Below are 15,962 nucleotides of genomic sequence, written 5' to 3'. Positions count from 1 at the left end.
AATGACCCACGCTGTACGCACCCCGGGGAGACCCGGGGTGTTTCTAACCCGTGTCATGATGATTGTGCTGGCCCTCTGTTGTGCGGCAGCCGCACGGCCGCTAAACAGCCAGGCAGCAAAAGGCCCGGTGGTAAGGCTCTCCGGCCCGCCTGTGGCCGAAAGCCTCCCCTTTGCCATGATGTCCGGCATGACCTTTGACGACCCGGCCATGACCATCGAATTCACCCCCTGGCACTCCCCGGACCAGATCCGGGCCATGATCGCCGGGGGACAGGTGGACGGGGCCATTGTCACCACGGCATCTGCCTCCCTTTTTTACCACAAGGGAGTCCACGCCAAACTGGCCGCCCTTTTTGAGACACCCTTGTGGATCGTCTCCACGGCAGAGGCCTCAGAAACAGGCCTGGAAGATCTCAGCGGAACCATCCTCTTCCCCTTCGGCCACAAGGAGATGCCCGAGCTCCTCTTTAACGCCCTTCTGGGGCAAGGGGCCCCGAAAATCAAACGCCACCACACAGGTGGCGCCCTGGAGGCGGTGAACCTGCTGCTCCTTGGCAAAGGGCACCATGCACTGCTGGCCGAGCCTGCGGCCACCCTGGCGGTCATGCGATCCAAAGAGATGGCCGACAAAGGTGCGCCCCTCCTTGAAAGACACCTGGACTTAAGGACGCTCTGGAAAAAAAAGTTTGACGGCAAACCCCTTTATGTCAGCGGCTTTGCCCTCTTTGGCAACACCCTGGACAACCCCGCCATGGTCCGCCGGATCCTGGAGGAGTACCGCAGGGGCGTCGAGAGCATCACGGCCAACCCGGAACAGGCCCTGGCCATGGCGGAGAACAGCTTTCCGGCCCTGGTGGCCCAGTCAAAAGACGGGACCCTTCCCGGGGTGGACATCCGTGTAACCAGCGAGACACAGGCCTTTTCCGACACCCTCTTCTTCCTTGATCAACTCTCCAGGCAGGCACCAAGGGCCACGGGGGGCGACCTTCCGGGGGAAGACTTTTTTCTGGTGACGCAATGATGGGAACCATCCACGGCACCACAGCCCGCCTGCTCCTCCGCATCTCCGGCATCCTTCTGCTCGTCCTGGCCTGGGAGATTGTGGCGCGCCACTACTCGGGCCTGGTGGTGGCCTCGCCCCTGGAGACCCTTTCTGCGGCAGCCAGGCTGCTGAGCGACCCGACCTTTATCCTCCGGCACTTTGCCGTGAGCCTGAAGCGGGTGGGCCTGGCCCTGGTGTTCGGGCTTCTTGTCGGCGGGAGCCTGGGCCTCCTGGCCGGGTTCTTCGACCCCTTCAGGCTGATGATCGAACCCCTCAGGTGGATGCTCATGACCATCCCGGGGGTGGTCATCGTGGTGGTCTTCATGCTCTGGTTCGGCATGGGCAACCTCATGGTCATCAGCATCACGGCCTGCACCATCGCACCGGTGGTCTATGTCAACGTCTCCCAGGCCATGAGTTCGGTGGACAGGTCCCTTCTGGAGATGGCCGAGATCTACCGGTTTCCCCTGTCCATGAAACTGAGGCGCATCTATGCCATGACCGTGGCCGGCCCCTTCTTTTCGGCGGCGGTCATTGCCGTGGGCAACGGGATCCGGGTGGTGGTCCTGGCCGAGGTACTCGGGGCCAACAACGGCCTCGGCCACTGCCTGGCCATCTCCCGGACAAACCTCGACACACCGGAGCTCTACGCCCTGGCCCTGATCAGCATGTCCATTGTCGGGGGGATCGAATTTTTCCTGCTGAAACCGTTAAAAGAGAAATACCTGTGGAGGGAATCATGAAACCGGCCGTTGAACTCATTGATGTGACCATGTCCTTCAAGAACCGGGAGGTGTTGCGTCGCCTCAACCTGACCATAACGGAAGGGCAGCGCATGGCCGTAACCGGGCCCAGCGGGGCCGGAAAATCAACCATCCTGAAGATCATCGCAGGGCTTGTCACCCCGACCTCCGGCAGGGTGGTCCGCCACACCTGCAAAACCGGCTATGTCTTTCAGGAACCCCGCCTCCTGCCCTGGAACACTGCCCTGGAAAACGTCACCCTGCCCCTTATCGCCAGGGGAGAAAAAAAGAAAGAGGCCCAGAAGGCCGGAATGAGCTGCCTGGCCGACATGGGCCTTACAGGGTTCGAGCACAGCTACCCCAACCAGCTTTCAGGGGGCATGAAGCAGCGTGTCTCCATTGCCCGTGCCCTGGCCATCGAACCGGACCTCCTCCTCCTGGACGAACCCTTTACCGGCCTGGACCCGGACCTGAGGGACTCCATCTGCGAGCACCTGGAGGAGGCCCTCTCCAAAAAAACCACCACCGTCATCCACGTCACCCACGACGTGGAAAACATGATCCACACCGCCGACAGCCTCTACACCCTCACCGCACCGGATACCCTGGAGCAACTGCCCCTGGCAGGTTAACGAGGAGAATAAAACAGGCCTCCGGCAGCCCTGCCGGGGGCCAACCTTTTACCCGATTTTATGACTTGGGTTTGACACACAGGTCTTACGAATGACGAGGGCTGGCCGACAGCTTCTGGCAAGCCGATTGTTTCAACATAACGGCCATTCAACCGGAAAGTTTTTTCGGAACTTTTTTCAAAAAGCGACCCGCCGGAGGCATAAGGGACGATCGTCACAAACCACGTCTCTCTACCCGTCCACCTCTTCCAGGAGCCGACACATCCAGCCTGCCATCTCCACCCCTTCAGGACGGTAGTAATGGGTCATGTAGGGTTTTATGTCGATGATGGGGCTGCCGTCAACGGCTTCAAGGCCCTGCACCTTCAAGACGTTGCCCTTGCGGGACACAAGGGGCACCGCGGTCACCAGGACCGGGTTGGGCCGTGCCGGGCTGCACGCTGAAAAGACACCTTTCAGGGGGACGTCTTTTCGACCCATGGGGTGAACCTGAAGGACGGAGCGCCCCTCATCCGGAACCAGGTGGGGCCAGTAGAGAACGAGGATATGGGAAAACTCTTCAATGCCTTCCAGGATGCCGTCAAATCGATCGTCGATGACGATCTCCGAAACGAGCTCGGAAATCTTTTTCACACGGGCCCTTACATCCTCATCGCCTTTTTTCAGTTCAATGCCGTCTTTCCTGGCCTTAAGCTCCGGGTTGGTCAGGCTGCTTCGGACAACCCCCACCGGTGTCAGACACATCTCCCGGGTTGTGCTGGTCTCTGTCGCCATGGTCTCTTCCTTCCCATCCGTTTCGTAGAAACATGCCCGGATGTCGGCTCGGCTTATTTAACTCACAAAATAGCTCACAAGTTATCTTTAACTACCCATACCATTACAAAAAAGAAAGAGGCAACACACAAAAAAACGGGCCACCCCTTCGTCCACCGTGTTCGGTGGCGCAGGGTGGCCCGAAGCGATAAAATTCGAGTTGGTATCAAGAGTACCATGGCCGAGTTGACGCCATGGCACCAAAACACATCACGGTTCGCTCTTCCGGATGGTCATGGCCATAATGGTTCCCCCCTCCAGAATCACGCCCTTGGCATACACACGATCCCGGGGCCGGATTGAACAGGCATTTTTCAAGGGGTTCCCACCCGCGTCGTAATAGCTTGTTTCAAGGCGTTTCCCTTTACGGGTAAGGCTCCCTGTCTCAAACCGAGTCTCACCTACAACAACCCAGGAACAGTCGCCGGCAACCTCCAGGACCCGAGCCCTGAGTTCGATGATGTCAAAGGTATCGTACTCCGTACCATCCACCATCACGGCCCATGCCCACGGAGCCATGACCATCACACACGACACACAACAAAGAACCTGAATCATACGTTTCATCAGCTCTCCCTCCTAACGGGTCTGCTTCCAGTAAAAGTATTCCACCCGATCGTTTTCAGGCAAATCCCAGCTCTTGGCCCCCACATAGATTTTGCGGTTCTTGATGATGGGCACGGCGATGGGCAGGTCAGCAGGCAGAATCGTCGACCGCACCTTGCCCGAAGAAGAATTTCCCCAGTCCGTCACAGGCGTGGCGTCGAGCATGCTCACGGCATAGAGGCGCCCGGTCCCGCGGGCGCCGGTGCCTGCGCACGGATCATCGATGGGTGCTGCAATCCCCGTAACCACAGGGGTGTAGGTGGTAAAGTAAACCACCCCCGAATCCACCAGGGCCTGGGAGACGACCTTCTCCCCCGGATTAGGCAGATCCATGTACCATCCCTTCTTGGCCTTGAGGGCCTCATCGTAGGAACCCGTGGGGTCCGAGACATCCAGAAGGTCGTTGGCGGGGGTCAGGTCGGTATCCAGCCAGTAATTGTACACACCGTAGAACCGATTGGACTCGGTGGTGTCCAGGGGGTCGGCCCGGTTGCCGGTGCCGAAGTAAAGCACCTCCACGCTGCCCTCAATGTCCGCGGCCACGGGCGCGTAGAAAATCTTACCCAGCCCACTGCGGAACAGGCGGTTCTTGTACGACCAGCTACCAACCGGCGTCACCTCTTCGGCCTTTTGGTCTGCCCCGGTGCCGGTGATGGCCACGTCATCGGCAAGGACAAACACCTGGCCCGCCATGTCCCCTGCGTAGATGCGGGTGGCAATACCGTCGGCGTTATGGTCCACCGCCGAGACGTCCACAATGCTATGGGTCATGCTGCTCCAGTTCCCGGCATGGACATTGATGGGCGTAAGGGCCCCGGTTGAAGCGTAGACGGCAAACAGGGCCCGCCCCACGCTATCGGTGACGGTCGGTGTATCCAGGTCCTGCTGGCTGTCGTAGCCTCCGGGTAGGATGAACACATCCGCCGTGGTATCTGCGGACACCGCAATGGTTCGAACCTCGGGGGTTCCCCACGACTGCCCCAGAACCTCGGCCCCGGTTCCCAGGTGTGTCTCTTCAATGTCGTACTTCCACTTCGGCGAGTTATAACTGGTGATATCTAAGGCGTAATACTTTGATCCGCCCCTGCGCTCGCCCACGAGCACTGTCTCCGGCTGAAAAAGATCCGTGCCCGTGATACGCGCCCCGTAGTCCACCCCCGGAGGCCCGTCCACGTAGTAGTCGTTGTTGTTGTCTTGGAGCAGGTCCAGGCGATTGAGCTGGCCCGGGGGAACAAAGGCCCAGACCTCCTCGCCGTCGGCGTCATTGATGCACCGGAACAGCCCGTCGTTGGACCCGAGGTAAATCATCGTGGCGGAGGTGGAGTAGTGCACTACCCTGGGCTCAGAATGGATGATGGATCCGATGGGCCAGTCGTTGATGCCGTTCAGAACCTCTGTGATCAGGGCCGGCCCCACGCCGATGGCGGTGTTGGTCTCCACAAAGCTGTTGCTTGCGTCAGTGAGGTCGTTGCTGGTGCCGGTATAGGTGTACACGGTTCGACTGGCCTGAGTCTGGATCCGCTCTCCGGCTCCGCCCTTTGTCACCTCTGCACCGTCGTTCCCCAGTTGAGTCCAATAGGAAAGGCTGTTGTCCTTAAGGGTGCCGTCTTCATTCACCGCATCATGGCCAGTAACATCGAGGATGTCCCCCACCGAGTCCAAGCCGTACTTCTTCACGTTGCCCAGCCACTCACCAAGCTGAAGAGGCTTGAAAAATGCCAGGTAGATGTAACCTCCGTCGGCGGTGCGATTTACCCGGTTCACAGGCACCACGGGCGCCACGAAGACCGTGGATTCCTCCACGATTGTGCTGATGATCTGTACAAAGGCTTCCTTAAGGCTGGAGGCCGTGTTGGCCGTGTGATAACTTCCTCCCCCGAGGATGGCCGTGCGGTTCAGCAGATCATGTTCCAATTTAAAACCAATGGTATGGGTGATGATGTTTTGTTTCTCAAAGGAAGTCCCGGTGCCCATATTGTGCATGTCCGTGTTGTAAAGAAATCCTGCCACATCATCCAGAAAATCGGTCTTATCGGTTTTCTTAGGGGTTCCGTCGGTATTCAGCTCTAACCCGTCATTGTTGTAATCCCCAATTTTTTTGCCGTTGTAGTAATCGTCCTGATACAGGATTTCGTTACCGTCCCGGGTGGGCTCGCCGTCGGTAACGATAATCACGTAATTTTTCTGGCAACGGTGCTGGATGGGGCTGGTGTACGAAATGCCATTGTTGAAGTGGCTGGTCTCTCCGGCAAAATAGAGACCGGCCTCCGCAAGGGTCTCAGCAAGGGGAGTATACCCACCGTCGGTGAGCCCGGAGACGACCGTTGAGATGGTGCTATTATCCGTCCCGCATTCGGCAATCACCTTTCCGCCTTCGTCATAATGAAACACCATCAAGCCGAAGCGCACACCAGTGATCTCGGCCAGGAGTTCGTTCACGACCTCTTGGGCCACGGACAGACGTGTCTTGTTCTCAGAAGCCGGGCTTTCTTCATAGTTCATATAGTTGCCGGTACGGAGTTTATAATCAAGACTTCCACCACAGGTGTAATCCGTTTTCAGCGCCCCGTAGGCATACCCATCCTGCATCAGGGAGTCCTTCACCGTCTGACACTTAATATTGTCCACATCATCGGTGAACTCTCCCCATTCATCCCAGCACCAGAACCAGGCGCAAACCCGCTCACTGTAATAAACCGCCTGTGACTGGTTGGTTCCATCGTAGGTTGTGGCCGAATCATAGGGGTCTCCCGGAACATCCTTGGTGGACATACTCCCGGAGGTGTCGAAAACGATCATGACATTGGGCTCCAGGGTCACGGGCTGGGTCCCGTAGATGGCCGTGTCATCGGCCAGGGCCGGGCTTGCGATGAGGAAAGCCAGGGCCACCAACCACCATGTGTATCGACTGCGCATATCAACCTCCCTTTGGGATCAGAGCCCCACCAGATGAACCACTTTGTCAAACTCCTCCCCCACATCCACGCCACACTGAATCGTGGGTCCGGTGAGCGAATCCGTGGGGTTTGTCGCATCGTAGGTTGTGGGATCGATGGCCGTTGCCGTCACAGCGTATCGCCGCGTTCGGTAGGTGGCCTTGTCAAACCCCGGAGGTGCCGGCCCGATATGGGCGATGGAGGGCACCTCGTCGGCGTCGTCCGAAAGGCCGCTGGCAAGCCTGTTGGCCTTGAGCACAATGGCGCGCACCTCGATCCAGGCCACGGGGATTCCGTCCCCGTCAAGGACCGGGGAGGCAAAGGATACCCCGCCGTTTTCCGGGTCTCGGTCCCGCAGCGGAAGGTTTGTGCTGTCCAGGGTGTAGAGCCGGTTCCCATCGTCATCGGCTTCATTGGCGTAGATGCGCTCAAAATTGGCCACCGCCTCAAAGAGCCCGGCTTCGGCGTTGTAAAAGTTGCGCTTCACCACCCGGTCGCTCCCTGCAAGGCGCAGCTCCACCACGGAGTTGTTCATGGAGGCGATGCCGATCATGGTGACCAGAAAAAGAAGCACCATCACCACCAGAAGCACGTTCCCCTCTTCGTTTTGTCCTTTGGCCTTTTGCCACCACCGTTTCATGGGTCTCTCCTTCGTTGAAAAAAGGACCACCCGCAGGTTGCCTTGGTTAAAGCCCCAAAAGGGTTTTCTCACTGTTTTGTCCGAACCATCACCTGGGAGATGGAGTGGCTCTCATCCCCGCTCCCCCAGCTCACGGTGAGATTCACGGTCTTGCTGCGGCCATCGGTTGCGTCGTCCACGACCCAGGTGACGGTGTAGCTCCCGTCCGTCGAGGTATGGGTGCCTTCGGCCAGGTCCCCCCCCGTGACCTTGTCCGTCCATGTCTCCGCCAGCACCCGCTCAATGCGATCCCCGATGGCCACGGCCCCTTCGGTCATGTCAAAGGCCTGGGCGTTGGCTCTCATGGCATGGATCTGGAGGGCGGCGATGCCCAAAATCCCCACCAGGAGAATCACACTGGCCACCATCACCTCAATGAGGGTCATGCCCTCTTCCTGCGCGTTCCGATTCATTTCCATACGTCTATATCCCCCGATTCCTGCACCGCACCGTATGACGCAAGAGGCGTCGCCGATGCTCATCGTTGTAAGGACCCCATACTTTGGTGGAATCCAGTGGGTCGTATGCATAGGTGGCTCTGTTGGAATACCCCTGCTCACCCGTCCGGGTCCGTGCCAGGATGGCAAAACGCACCGCCACGATCTGCGTCAGGTCCGTCGGTGTTCCCGTGACGCTTCCGTCTTCCAGCAGGTAGGATAGCTCCATGGCCTCCACGTTCTCGGACACCGCCACCGGGGACCCGGTGCCCACGGTCCGGCCCAGGTCAGAGACCCCGTCGCTGCCGTCGTCAAAAAGGCCGTAGGAAATCGTCTCGGTAAGAAGGGCTTCGTCTGCTTCATCCACATCACCGTCACCGTCGTCGTCGGTGCCGTTGGCATCCCCGTCCGTGGAGTAGCTGAAGGTCAGGCGGGAGGCCGTGGCAACGGTGATGGCAGCACCGGTGGTGCCGTTGGGATCATACCCAGCCATGCGGATGTCGTCCTCCATGAGGAGCATGGCGGCCCGCAGGTTCTGCTGCATGTCGGTGACCCGTTCCTGGGTGATCCGCGTCTGAACCTGGTGGTTGTAGAAAAAGTAGGCCGCCGAAATCAGGATAAAGGATAGGGCCACGGCCACCATGATCTCCAAGAGGGTAAACCCCTGTTGTTTTGAGTACATCACCATGAGCATCATCTCCCCGTCACATCGTTTCCACGCGGCTTGTCCCGGCGCCGTTGAGCACCACGCGCATTGCCTTTCCGTAGGTATTTTTGAACTTGATCTCCCCATTGCGGCCGGTGGTCAATCCGTGGCGGCCGAAGTGGGTCCGGTCCTTGTCCTGGGTGCCGGAGCCATTGAGGTCAAACCGGGCATGGAACATGTCGATGCCGCCTGGAAAACTACCCGACTCCAGGGTGGTCTCATCCGTATCCAGGGAGCGATCGCCGTCCTCATCCACAAAGGACGTGTACTGCCCGGCCGCCCCGGTCCCTTCGGTAAAGGCAACCACCACGTCCTCTCCCCTCTTGATGGCCTCGGCCCTGGCAGCCTGCAACACCAGGTGCACATCCCGGGCCGAAGAGGAGAGCCGCTGCCCTGCGGCCCACTGCTTGAATTCCGGCACGGCGATCCCCGCCAGGACGGCCAGAATCGCCACCGCCACCATCAGTTCAAGGAGGGTCATGCCTCTGCTGTTGGTCATAATGCCTTCCTTATTCTTGCAAGGTCCCCCGATGCCCACCGTCCATGGCGGCTCGAATCGACCTGCGAATGGCAAAAAAGCAATGAAGTCCTTTTCGTTACCAACGTAAAACAGCTGAAAAAATTATGTCTTGTGAACTGGAGATATGGAGCTGTGATGCCCGGACAAAATCAGATATCGCAGAACATCGTGCGCGGAAGGAGGAGGGGCGTCGTAAGGAGAAGCGGCTCAGAGAATGCGCGTCATGAGGCTGTTTGTCCGGCCCGTCGTGGGAAAGCCATACGGGATGATTTCGCCCAGAGTAAATCTGGAACCATATGTGGGTGTATTATAGCAGATTTATCAACAAAAAAAATATCATAAATTTACTGACCATAAACAGGAAATCTCTCTTTAAACATCCCATCGCACGGCAGGTCAACAGCCCCGTTGGCCGTAGCAACGGGTTTCCTTACATAAAACAAACAAGACAAACACGGATGCCTCGACCGGGGTATAAAACACTTTTTTCCTGCAAAATAACGGCAGCACACCAAAACAGCGGGACACAAAAAAGGTGTGTGTCCCCTGCCCTGGTATCCCGGGCCCCTGTGTCACTTTTCCACCCGGATCACCCGTCCCCCGGCACCGATCCCCCGAATTTCAGGACGGTACATGGACTCGGCAAAGGGCGGCGGCACCACAAAGACCCCCGGCGTTACGGCACGCACCACGTAAAACAGGCTGAACTCACGATCCCTGCCAAGATACACGGATGCTGCCAATCGATCCTCACGGTACTCTGCATGGATCAGGGGGTTCTCTTCTGCATGACGCCAGACAGCCTTGCCGCGGATCACAACCTCATCGGCACGGATGCTGTGCTCCAGATTGGGATTTTCTATCTCCAGCCCTGCAGGAAGCAGGTCCACCACCAAGGCGTCAGGAACCTCCTCGGAGGCGGTCACCCGCAGGTTCACCAGCATGAGGGTACCCGACGGCACGCTCTCGGGATCCAGGCTGCGCCCCTCCAGGTCAAAATACTCACGGGCCACCCGGATACGCTCCTCCGTGGGAGCGGGGGGCGTCTCGGCGTACCCCGTGACAACGGCCGAAGCAAACAGGGGCTCCTTTCCCGTTGACGTCAGGGAGATTCCCCGGGCCAACATCTTTGCAGAAAGGCTCATGGCAAAGGGCCCTTTGCCCTTTTCCTTCCGAGACTCACCGCCCTCTGCCACCGAAAGGGAAACGGTATCGTCGTTCTCCGCAAAGGCCAGGGCCAGCCGGAACAGGGCAAACCGCTCCTGGGTGCTCAGCCACCTCGTCTGCCTCAGGTCCGTCTCCAGGGTGTCGAGGATGTCCGTCATGGTCGGCACCGCGATTTTCTGCTCGGTAAAAAGGGCCACGGTCATGGACAGGTCCCGCAGAGCGCTGCCGTAATCCCTTCGCCAGTGCTCTTCGTCCGGGCGAAGAACCAGGGCCCTGTCTGCAGCGCCCCTGCTTCGCCGCTTGTCCCCGGAGGCTTTCAGGGCCAGGGCAAGACGGGCCACGGACAGGGAATCGGCGGCATCCTCCACATGATTGTCAAACAGGGTACGCAAGGTCGCCAGGTGTCCCTTTCGGACCCGGGACAGGTTATGGGCGGCATAGCTGCGAACCGCAAAGGAGGCGGCCCTGTCGTTGCGGAGATCTCCACCGGGGCCCTTAACCAGCCAGGTGCGCTGGCGCTCCAATCCCCGGCGCAGGACCTCCGTGGGCACCCTCACCCCCATCTCACGGGCGGTGAGGAGAAAATCCACGGCGTAGCATGAGAGCCAGGGGTCCTCCGGGCCGGATGCACTCCAGAGGCCAAACCCTCCGTTGTGACGCTGCATGGCGGCAACCCGTGCCACGGCGTCGACCAGGATCTCACGCCGTTTCTCCACAGGCATAGGCTCAATGCCCATGGCCCGAGCCCGCTCGGGCAGGAGCCAAAGCTGGGGAAAGGCGCGGCTGACGACCTGCTCCAGGCAGCCATAGGGGTAATCGAGCAACCCGCGCACATAGGCATCTCCAGGCAACGGCAGCCTGGTGGAGACGGCAACGGCACCGCCCACGGTGGCCGGGATAAGGCCTGCCATGGCCTGGGTGTCAAGGGAGAGGCTCTCCCCGAGGTTGAGGCGCACACGGGTCTCCCGGGCCTCACCGGGATAGCCGGGACGAACTGGCCATTGGGCGGTGATGCGTTTGGTCACCCCGTCCCCCTGCACGGTCATGACCACCTCCCCCACCCCATAAGGAGGCTGGGACGCATCGCAGGCAGCCGTCACCGGCCAGGAGCGAATCTTCCTTTTTCCTTCGGCAAGTGTCACTGTTTCGGTCTCGGCGTCGATGCATACCGGCCCCCCGGCTTCCAGGCCCAGGGTGTAGTCGCCTTCCCCGGCCACCATCCGCGTCAGGTCCGCCGTGAGGATGGAGGTATCCCCGGGCGCAAGGAACCTGGGGGCGGAGAGCTGTATCACCAGGGGCGGGGTCACCGTGGTCTCGAACTCGGCGGCTCCGAAGGAGGTGTCGTCAAAGGCCACGGCCATGAGACGCAGCGTCCCTGAAAAATCGTCCAGGGGAATCTCTGCAGTGATCTTTCCGCTGCGGTCGGTCTCAAAGGGTCCGAGGACCTTTGAAAAGAGTGTCACCTCGGCCTGGGGCTTTCCACCGCCCAGGGAGATGTCCCCGTCACCGCCGAACCGCATGGCGGCCCGTAAGGACGCGTCGGTTTCGATGACCTTTCCGAAGAGATCCGTGCCCTTCACATCGTACCAGCGCCGGGCAAAAAACCAGCCATAGGGATCCGGGGAGGCAAAATCGGTAATCCCCAGGATCCCCACATCCACGGCAGCCAGCCAGACCCGACCGTAGTGGGCCTGCCCCTTTTTTTTCACCGTCACCGTCACGGGCAGGGGCGCCTCCTCCTGCCAGGTCCGTGCCACCAGAACCTCCACGTCCATGGCCCGAGGCTCCCGGTCCAGGGCAAAGTGCTGCACACCGATGGCGCGCAAGGGGGTCTCCGGGTCTTGGGGTGCCGTCTTGCGCAGCACCACGGCGCTTACATAGATGTCGTGGCTCTGCCACGCCTCGGCAACGGGGATCTCCACCACGGTGCCGTCCCGCTCAACGGCCGTGCGCCGGGCCCAGAGAAGGTTCTTTCCTTCCACCATCACAAGGGCCTCTCCCTCGTCCGGGGGCACCACCGTCACCCGGGCCACATCGCCCGATCGGTACGTTTTTTTGTCAAAAAGGAGATTCACTTTGGCGGGATGGGGGGCGCCGTCGCCATAGCCACGGCCGGAGGAGAGAGAGACGGTGGTGGAAAGACCGGTTCCGGGATCCACGGCCTCGACGATGTAGTCGCCTGATGGGAGGGTCAGGTCATGGGTCACCACCCCGGCGGGCAGGTCCATGAAGGATTCGGCAAAGGTGTAGCGTTTTTCCGTGACCCGATGCTGCCACCCGGCCCCTTCGTTGAACTCCCAGTAGCTGTTGCGATCAATGCGGATCACCTTGAGGAGGAGCTGCTTTACGGTAACAGGCTTTCCGGTGCCATCGGCCACCACAAGGTCCAGGCTGTGCGTCTCCAGCTCTCCGGTGCCGCCCTGGCCTCCCCGATACCGGATCCCAGGCATGCGCCGATCCGGCATCCAGAGCAGGGAAAACCGCCGGGTCACCGGACGCCCCCCGCTTTCAAAGAGGCTCACCTCCGAGGTAACGGAAAGGGGCGAGCGGCTCTTTGCCGCCTCCTCATCCACGGCAAAGGCGCCCTTGCCGTCGTCATCCAGGGTGAGGCTCCCCAGGTCCGAGACGGAGAGAAAGTCCGCATCCTCTTCCAGGCCAAAGAAAAAATCTTTCAGGCCGTCCGGAAAACAGGCGCGCCGGGTTCGAAGGGTGAGCCGTGCCTCAGCCCGGTTTCCCGAGGCAGGGGCTCCGTAAAGGTATCGACCGGCCACCTTCAGGGAGTGGTCTGTTTCTTTGACCAAAACGGTTTTGTCGGAGGAGAGATCAAGGGCCATGCGCTCCGGCAGGAACTCCTCCACCAGAAACTCAAAGGTGGAAACCGGTCGCACCTTGCCGGGACGAAGCCGCACCTCGGCTCGCCACCGCCCGGTGGGCCCGTTGCCCGGAAGGGTGGCCACGGCCTCAAAATACCCGGAGGACCCCGAAGGCGCCAGGCTGACGTTGGCAAACACCTTGCCCCCGGGCTTGACCCAGCGGACGAACAGGGTTTTCACGTCCACGGGCCTGCCATCGTTGTTCCGCACCAGAAATGAGAGGGGGACGGCCTCGGAGGGCCGATAAAGATCCCGCGGAGCCATGACGAACACATCCACGGGGCTGTCCTTGCGTCCGGTGACGTCAAACTCGGAGAGATCGTTTCCGGGGGCCCGGGTGGAGAGAAAGGCAAGGTCCCCTCCCGCGCTCTCCCCGCGAATGAGGACGGTCTTTTTCACGCGGGCATCGCGGCTCCGAAACAACCCCAGCTTATCGGTGTGCCCTTCGGCCAGCTTTCGCCCCTTGTCGTCGAAAAGGGAGACCCGGAGCCCTTCAAGGGCGGTGCCGTCTGCAAGGGAAGAGGCCGTAACAACCGTCTCCTGTTTGTAGGAACGCAGGGACAGGCCGATGTCCGTGACCATGAAAAAGGTGCTCTGGTACGCATACCCAAAGGTACCCGGCCGCTTCATCACCGCAAAATAGAGACCGGTCTGCGACAGGGAGCTGATCTCCCGCACGGGGATATGGCGCACCACCCGCCGGTTTTTCACAGGATCCAGGTCAAAGCGGGCCGAGTAAACCAGATCACCATACTGCGGCATGTCTTCCAGCCGGTAGAGCCCCATGCTGTCCGTGGGGTTCCGCCACTGGGCGAACCGCCTCAAGCCCTCTTCGTTGATGCGGAAAAATTCCAGGTCCACGGCAGACACATTCACCGTGGCCACGGGCAGCCCGCCGGAAAGCCCCCGGGGAAGCACCAGCCCGCTGCGGGCAAAGCCCACCATGGGCTCCACCTTCCGCGTCTCCACCTGGCTCACCACCGGCTCGGCAAGGACTTGGCCCGAAACGGAGGTCACCCCTTGAAGGACCGTCACCGTATACGACGTCTCGGCCTCCACATGGGGGTACCAGAGCCTCCGCCCGTCTTCTGAAAGCACCCAGCCCCCGTCGGCAGGGCCATCGCCCACAGTCACCTGGAGAAACCCGCCCTGGAGCACATCCCGGGCAAGGGGCTCGGAAAAAAGGACGGACAGGGCCGGGCCGTTCTCATACTCCCGTTCACCGATGTCCAGAACACGAAAGGTGTCGGCCGCCAGGGAAACCGAAGCCGATACCGCCACAGCCAGACCAAACAGGAAAGATACGAGTCGTTTCATGGTGGGATCCTTACACGGGTTGTAAACAGCTTAAAAACGTCGGTTCAATGATTCCTCAGCTTTCAGGGCTACCACAACACACGGCAAAGCCGCCATGTTCTCCGTCACAAGAGCGTCAATTCACCATGGCGGCATACCGGTCTGCTTCGGAGACGTCTCCCTTGCTCCGATAGATGTCGCTGACGGCCTGGTAGGCGTAAGGGGCCGTTGCGGGGTCTTCCATGGCAAGCTTTAAATACCGTTCGATGAGAGGGACCGAGGTGTCCCCCCCCTCTTTGAGAAGGTTGGCGTAGGTGAGCTGGATATGAGAAGGGGGACGTTTTCCGCACCCGGCGCACCGGCCCATGCTGGTCTCCAGGAGGGTTCGGGCTGCTGCTGCGTCTCCGCCGTCTTTTTTCAGGTTGGCCAGAAAAAAGGCGAGGTTGTCGTCCCAGCGTTCCTCCAGCTCCTGGGCAAGGAACGCCTCGGCGTCACCGGCACGTCTGCACGCCATGAGAAGGCGGCCCTTGAGCAGGCCCAGCTCCACAGGGCACTCCTCAAGACCATTCAATGCATCATCCAGGATCGAGAGGGATGTTTCCGGCTCTTCCTCGTCCAGATGGAGATGGCACAAAAGCTCCACGCCGTGGGTGTGCAAGGGGTGGCCGGATAAGAACGTCTCCAGCAATTTTTTTGCCTTGTCCCGTTTTCCAAGGTTCAGGCAGGCGGAGGCAAGCTCCAGGGGCACGTACCCGTCATCGCCATCCTCCTCAAGGGCCTGGTCCAGGGCCTCTTCGGCCTCGGCAAAGGCACCGGAGTTCAAGGCGCTGTACCCCTTTCGGAAGGCATCGCCGTAATCCATGTAGGCCTCGCCCTGCTCTTCGGGAAGGGCCATGCACAGGGCTTCGAAGGCCTGGTCCGCCTCAGTGTACGGTACCTCGACCCCGGGCCCGTCTTCGTCGTCGTCCCACTCCTCGCCCTCCCGGGCCATGGAGCTCTTCAGCGTTCCCACAAGGGCCTGGATGGCCTCTTTGGTTTCGGCTTCCCGGGCCAGCTGGTCCGCCAGGTGCAGCAGGTGATGGGCTTCGGCGTCAATGCCCGACTCATGGAGCTCCGCCGCGTTGGCAAGGTGCTCCTTGGCCAGGCACTCCCCGCAGCCTGCGTGTTTCTCTTCAATGCGGGCAACAAGGGCTTCCTGGCCCGCTTCTTTTCCGGCCAGCTTCTCCAGGGCCTTGGCATATTGGGTACGGGCAGGGCCGTAATGTTCGGACAGAACCAGGGCATCGCCTTTTTTTTCGAGGTCTTCGGGTGATTTGACAAAAAGAGAGAAAAGCCCCATGGAGACTCCTTCGCACAAGTAGAATGAGGTAAAAAGAGAAAAAGCACGGTTGTTGCCTCCGGCGGCCCTGCCGGGGGCCAAACTTTTGATCCGCCTTCGCCCAAGGGCTACGGCGCGACAAGAAAGTTTGACAAACAGGTCTTAAGGGCGCCCCGGACCGACCGAAAGTTATC

At 60.1% G+C, this 15,962-nt stretch carries 12 protein-coding genes; 3 read left to right on the top strand and 9 right to left on the bottom strand.

What is annotated here, in order from left to right; all coding sequences use genetic code 11:
* Position 1 precedes the first annotated feature (1 nt).
* Genes ACOYW0_RS21775 through ACOYW0_RS21765 form a run of 3 tightly spaced genes read left to right on the top strand, consistent with a single transcriptional unit; the run spans position 2 to position 2,417 of the window.
* Positions 2–1,021 (top strand): ABC transporter substrate-binding protein, encoded by a 1,020-nt coding sequence (locus ACOYW0_RS21775; protein ID WP_482415857.1) that lies wholly within the window; start codon positions 2–4, stop codon positions 1,019–1,021.
* Positions 1,018–1,785, top strand: a complete 768-nt coding sequence (locus ACOYW0_RS21770; protein ID WP_180142006.1) for an ABC transporter permease — start codon at positions 1,018–1,020, stop codon at positions 1,783–1,785. The genes ACOYW0_RS21775 and ACOYW0_RS21770 overlap by 4 nt, the downstream gene beginning before the upstream one ends.
* Positions 1,782–2,417, top strand: coding sequence for an ABC transporter ATP-binding protein (locus ACOYW0_RS21765; RefSeq protein ID WP_482415856.1), 636 nt, complete (start codon positions 1,782–1,784; stop codon positions 2,415–2,417). Before ACOYW0_RS21770 ends, ACOYW0_RS21765 begins: the two co-directional genes overlap by 4 nt.
* Before the next feature lie 231 nt (positions 2,418–2,648).
* On the opposite strand, the gene tsaA is transcribed toward ACOYW0_RS21765, so the two are convergent.
* The 9 genes from tsaA to ACOYW0_RS21720 all read right to left on the bottom strand — a co-directional run bounded on the left by tsaA (position 2,649) and on the right by ACOYW0_RS21720 (position 15,789).
* Positions 2,649–3,191, bottom strand: a complete 543-nt coding sequence (gene tsaA / locus ACOYW0_RS21760; protein ID WP_482415855.1) for a tRNA (N6-threonylcarbamoyladenosine(37)-N6)-methyltransferase TrmO — start codon at positions 3,189–3,191, stop codon at positions 2,649–2,651.
* A gap of 249 nt (positions 3,192–3,440) precedes the next feature.
* Positions 3,441–3,797, bottom strand: a complete 357-nt coding sequence (locus ACOYW0_RS21755) for a hypothetical protein (RefSeq protein WP_482415854.1) — start codon at positions 3,795–3,797, stop codon at positions 3,441–3,443.
* Between the two features lie 12 nt (positions 3,798–3,809).
* Positions 3,810–6,752 carry a pilus assembly protein gene (locus ACOYW0_RS21750; protein WP_482415853.1) on the bottom strand — a complete coding sequence of 981 codons (2,943 nt, stop codon included), beginning with the start codon at positions 6,750–6,752 and terminating at the stop codon, positions 3,810–3,812.
* 18 nt (positions 6,753–6,770) lie between these two features.
* Positions 6,771–7,412 carry a pilus assembly PilX N-terminal domain-containing protein gene (locus tag ACOYW0_RS21745; RefSeq protein WP_482415852.1) on the bottom strand — a complete coding sequence of 214 codons (642 nt, stop codon included), beginning with the start codon at positions 7,410–7,412 and terminating at the stop codon, positions 6,771–6,773.
* 68 nt (positions 7,413–7,480) lie between these two features.
* Positions 7,481–7,870 (bottom strand): prepilin-type N-terminal cleavage/methylation domain-containing protein, encoded by a 390-nt coding sequence (locus tag ACOYW0_RS21740; protein ID WP_482415851.1) that lies wholly within the window; start codon positions 7,868–7,870, stop codon positions 7,481–7,483.
* Between the two features lie 4 nt (positions 7,871–7,874).
* Positions 7,875–8,570 carry a prepilin-type N-terminal cleavage/methylation domain-containing protein gene (locus tag ACOYW0_RS21735; protein ID WP_482415850.1) on the bottom strand — a complete coding sequence of 232 codons (696 nt, stop codon included), beginning with the start codon at positions 8,568–8,570 and terminating at the stop codon, positions 7,875–7,877.
* A gap of 22 nt (positions 8,571–8,592) precedes the next feature.
* Complete coding sequence (locus ACOYW0_RS21730) at positions 8,593–9,093, bottom strand: GspH/FimT family pseudopilin (protein WP_482415849.1); 501 nt, start codon at positions 9,091–9,093, stop codon at positions 8,593–8,595.
* A 593-nt stretch (positions 9,094–9,686) separates the two neighbouring features.
* A complete protein-coding gene (locus ACOYW0_RS21725) occupies positions 9,687–14,471 on the bottom strand; it encodes an alpha-2-macroglobulin family protein (protein ID WP_482415848.1) in 4,785 nt (1,594 codons plus the stop codon).
* 115 nt (positions 14,472–14,586) lie between these two features.
* Entirely contained in the window at positions 14,587–15,789 is a 1,203-nt protein-coding gene (locus tag ACOYW0_RS21720; RefSeq protein WP_482415847.1) for a tetratricopeptide repeat protein, read from the bottom strand.
* Positions 15,790–15,962 lie beyond the last annotated feature (173 nt).

Source organism: Desulfoluna sp. HI9BLuna, from assembly GCF_056829775.1.
Note: the sequence above shows the minus strand (reverse complement) of the source record. Positions and strands in the feature narration are given on the sequence as shown.

Excerpts from the sequence above, each read along its gene's own strand:
- tsaA (WP_482415855.1), bottom strand. The coding sequence starts at position 3,191 with ATGGCGACAGAGACCAGCACAACCCGGGAGATGTGTCTGACACCGGTG.
- ACOYW0_RS21730 (WP_482415849.1), bottom strand. The coding sequence starts at position 9,093 with ATGACCAACAGCAGAGGCATGACCCTCCTTGAACTGATGGTGGCGGTG.
- ACOYW0_RS21770 (WP_180142006.1), top strand. The coding sequence starts at position 1,018 with ATGATGGGAACCATCCACGGCACCACAGCCCGCCTGCTCCTCCGCATC.
- ACOYW0_RS21775 (WP_482415857.1), top strand. The coding sequence starts at position 2 with ATGACCCACGCTGTACGCACCCCGGGGAGACCCGGGGTGTTTCTAACC.
- ACOYW0_RS21745 (WP_482415852.1), bottom strand. The coding sequence starts at position 7,412 with ATGAAACGGTGGTGGCAAAAGGCCAAAGGACAAAACGAAGAGGGGAAC.
- ACOYW0_RS21735 (WP_482415850.1), bottom strand. The coding sequence starts at position 8,570 with ATGTACTCAAAACAACAGGGGTTTACCCTCTTGGAGATCATGGTGGCC.
- ACOYW0_RS21740 (WP_482415851.1), bottom strand. The coding sequence starts at position 7,870 with ATGGAAATGAATCGGAACGCGCAGGAAGAGGGCATGACCCTCATTGAG.
- ACOYW0_RS21755 (WP_482415854.1), bottom strand. The coding sequence starts at position 3,797 with ATGAAACGTATGATTCAGGTTCTTTGTTGTGTGTCGTGTGTGATGGTC.
- ACOYW0_RS21765 (WP_482415856.1), top strand. The coding sequence starts at position 1,782 with ATGAAACCGGCCGTTGAACTCATTGATGTGACCATGTCCTTCAAGAAC.
- ACOYW0_RS21725 (WP_482415848.1), bottom strand. The coding sequence starts at position 14,471 with ATGAAACGACTCGTATCTTTCCTGTTTGGTCTGGCTGTGGCGGTATCG.
- ACOYW0_RS21720 (WP_482415847.1), bottom strand. The coding sequence starts at position 15,789 with ATGGGGCTTTTCTCTCTTTTTGTCAAATCACCCGAAGACCTCGAAAAA.
- ACOYW0_RS21750 (WP_482415853.1), bottom strand. The coding sequence starts at position 6,752 with ATGCGCAGTCGATACACATGGTGGTTGGTGGCCCTGGCTTTCCTCATC.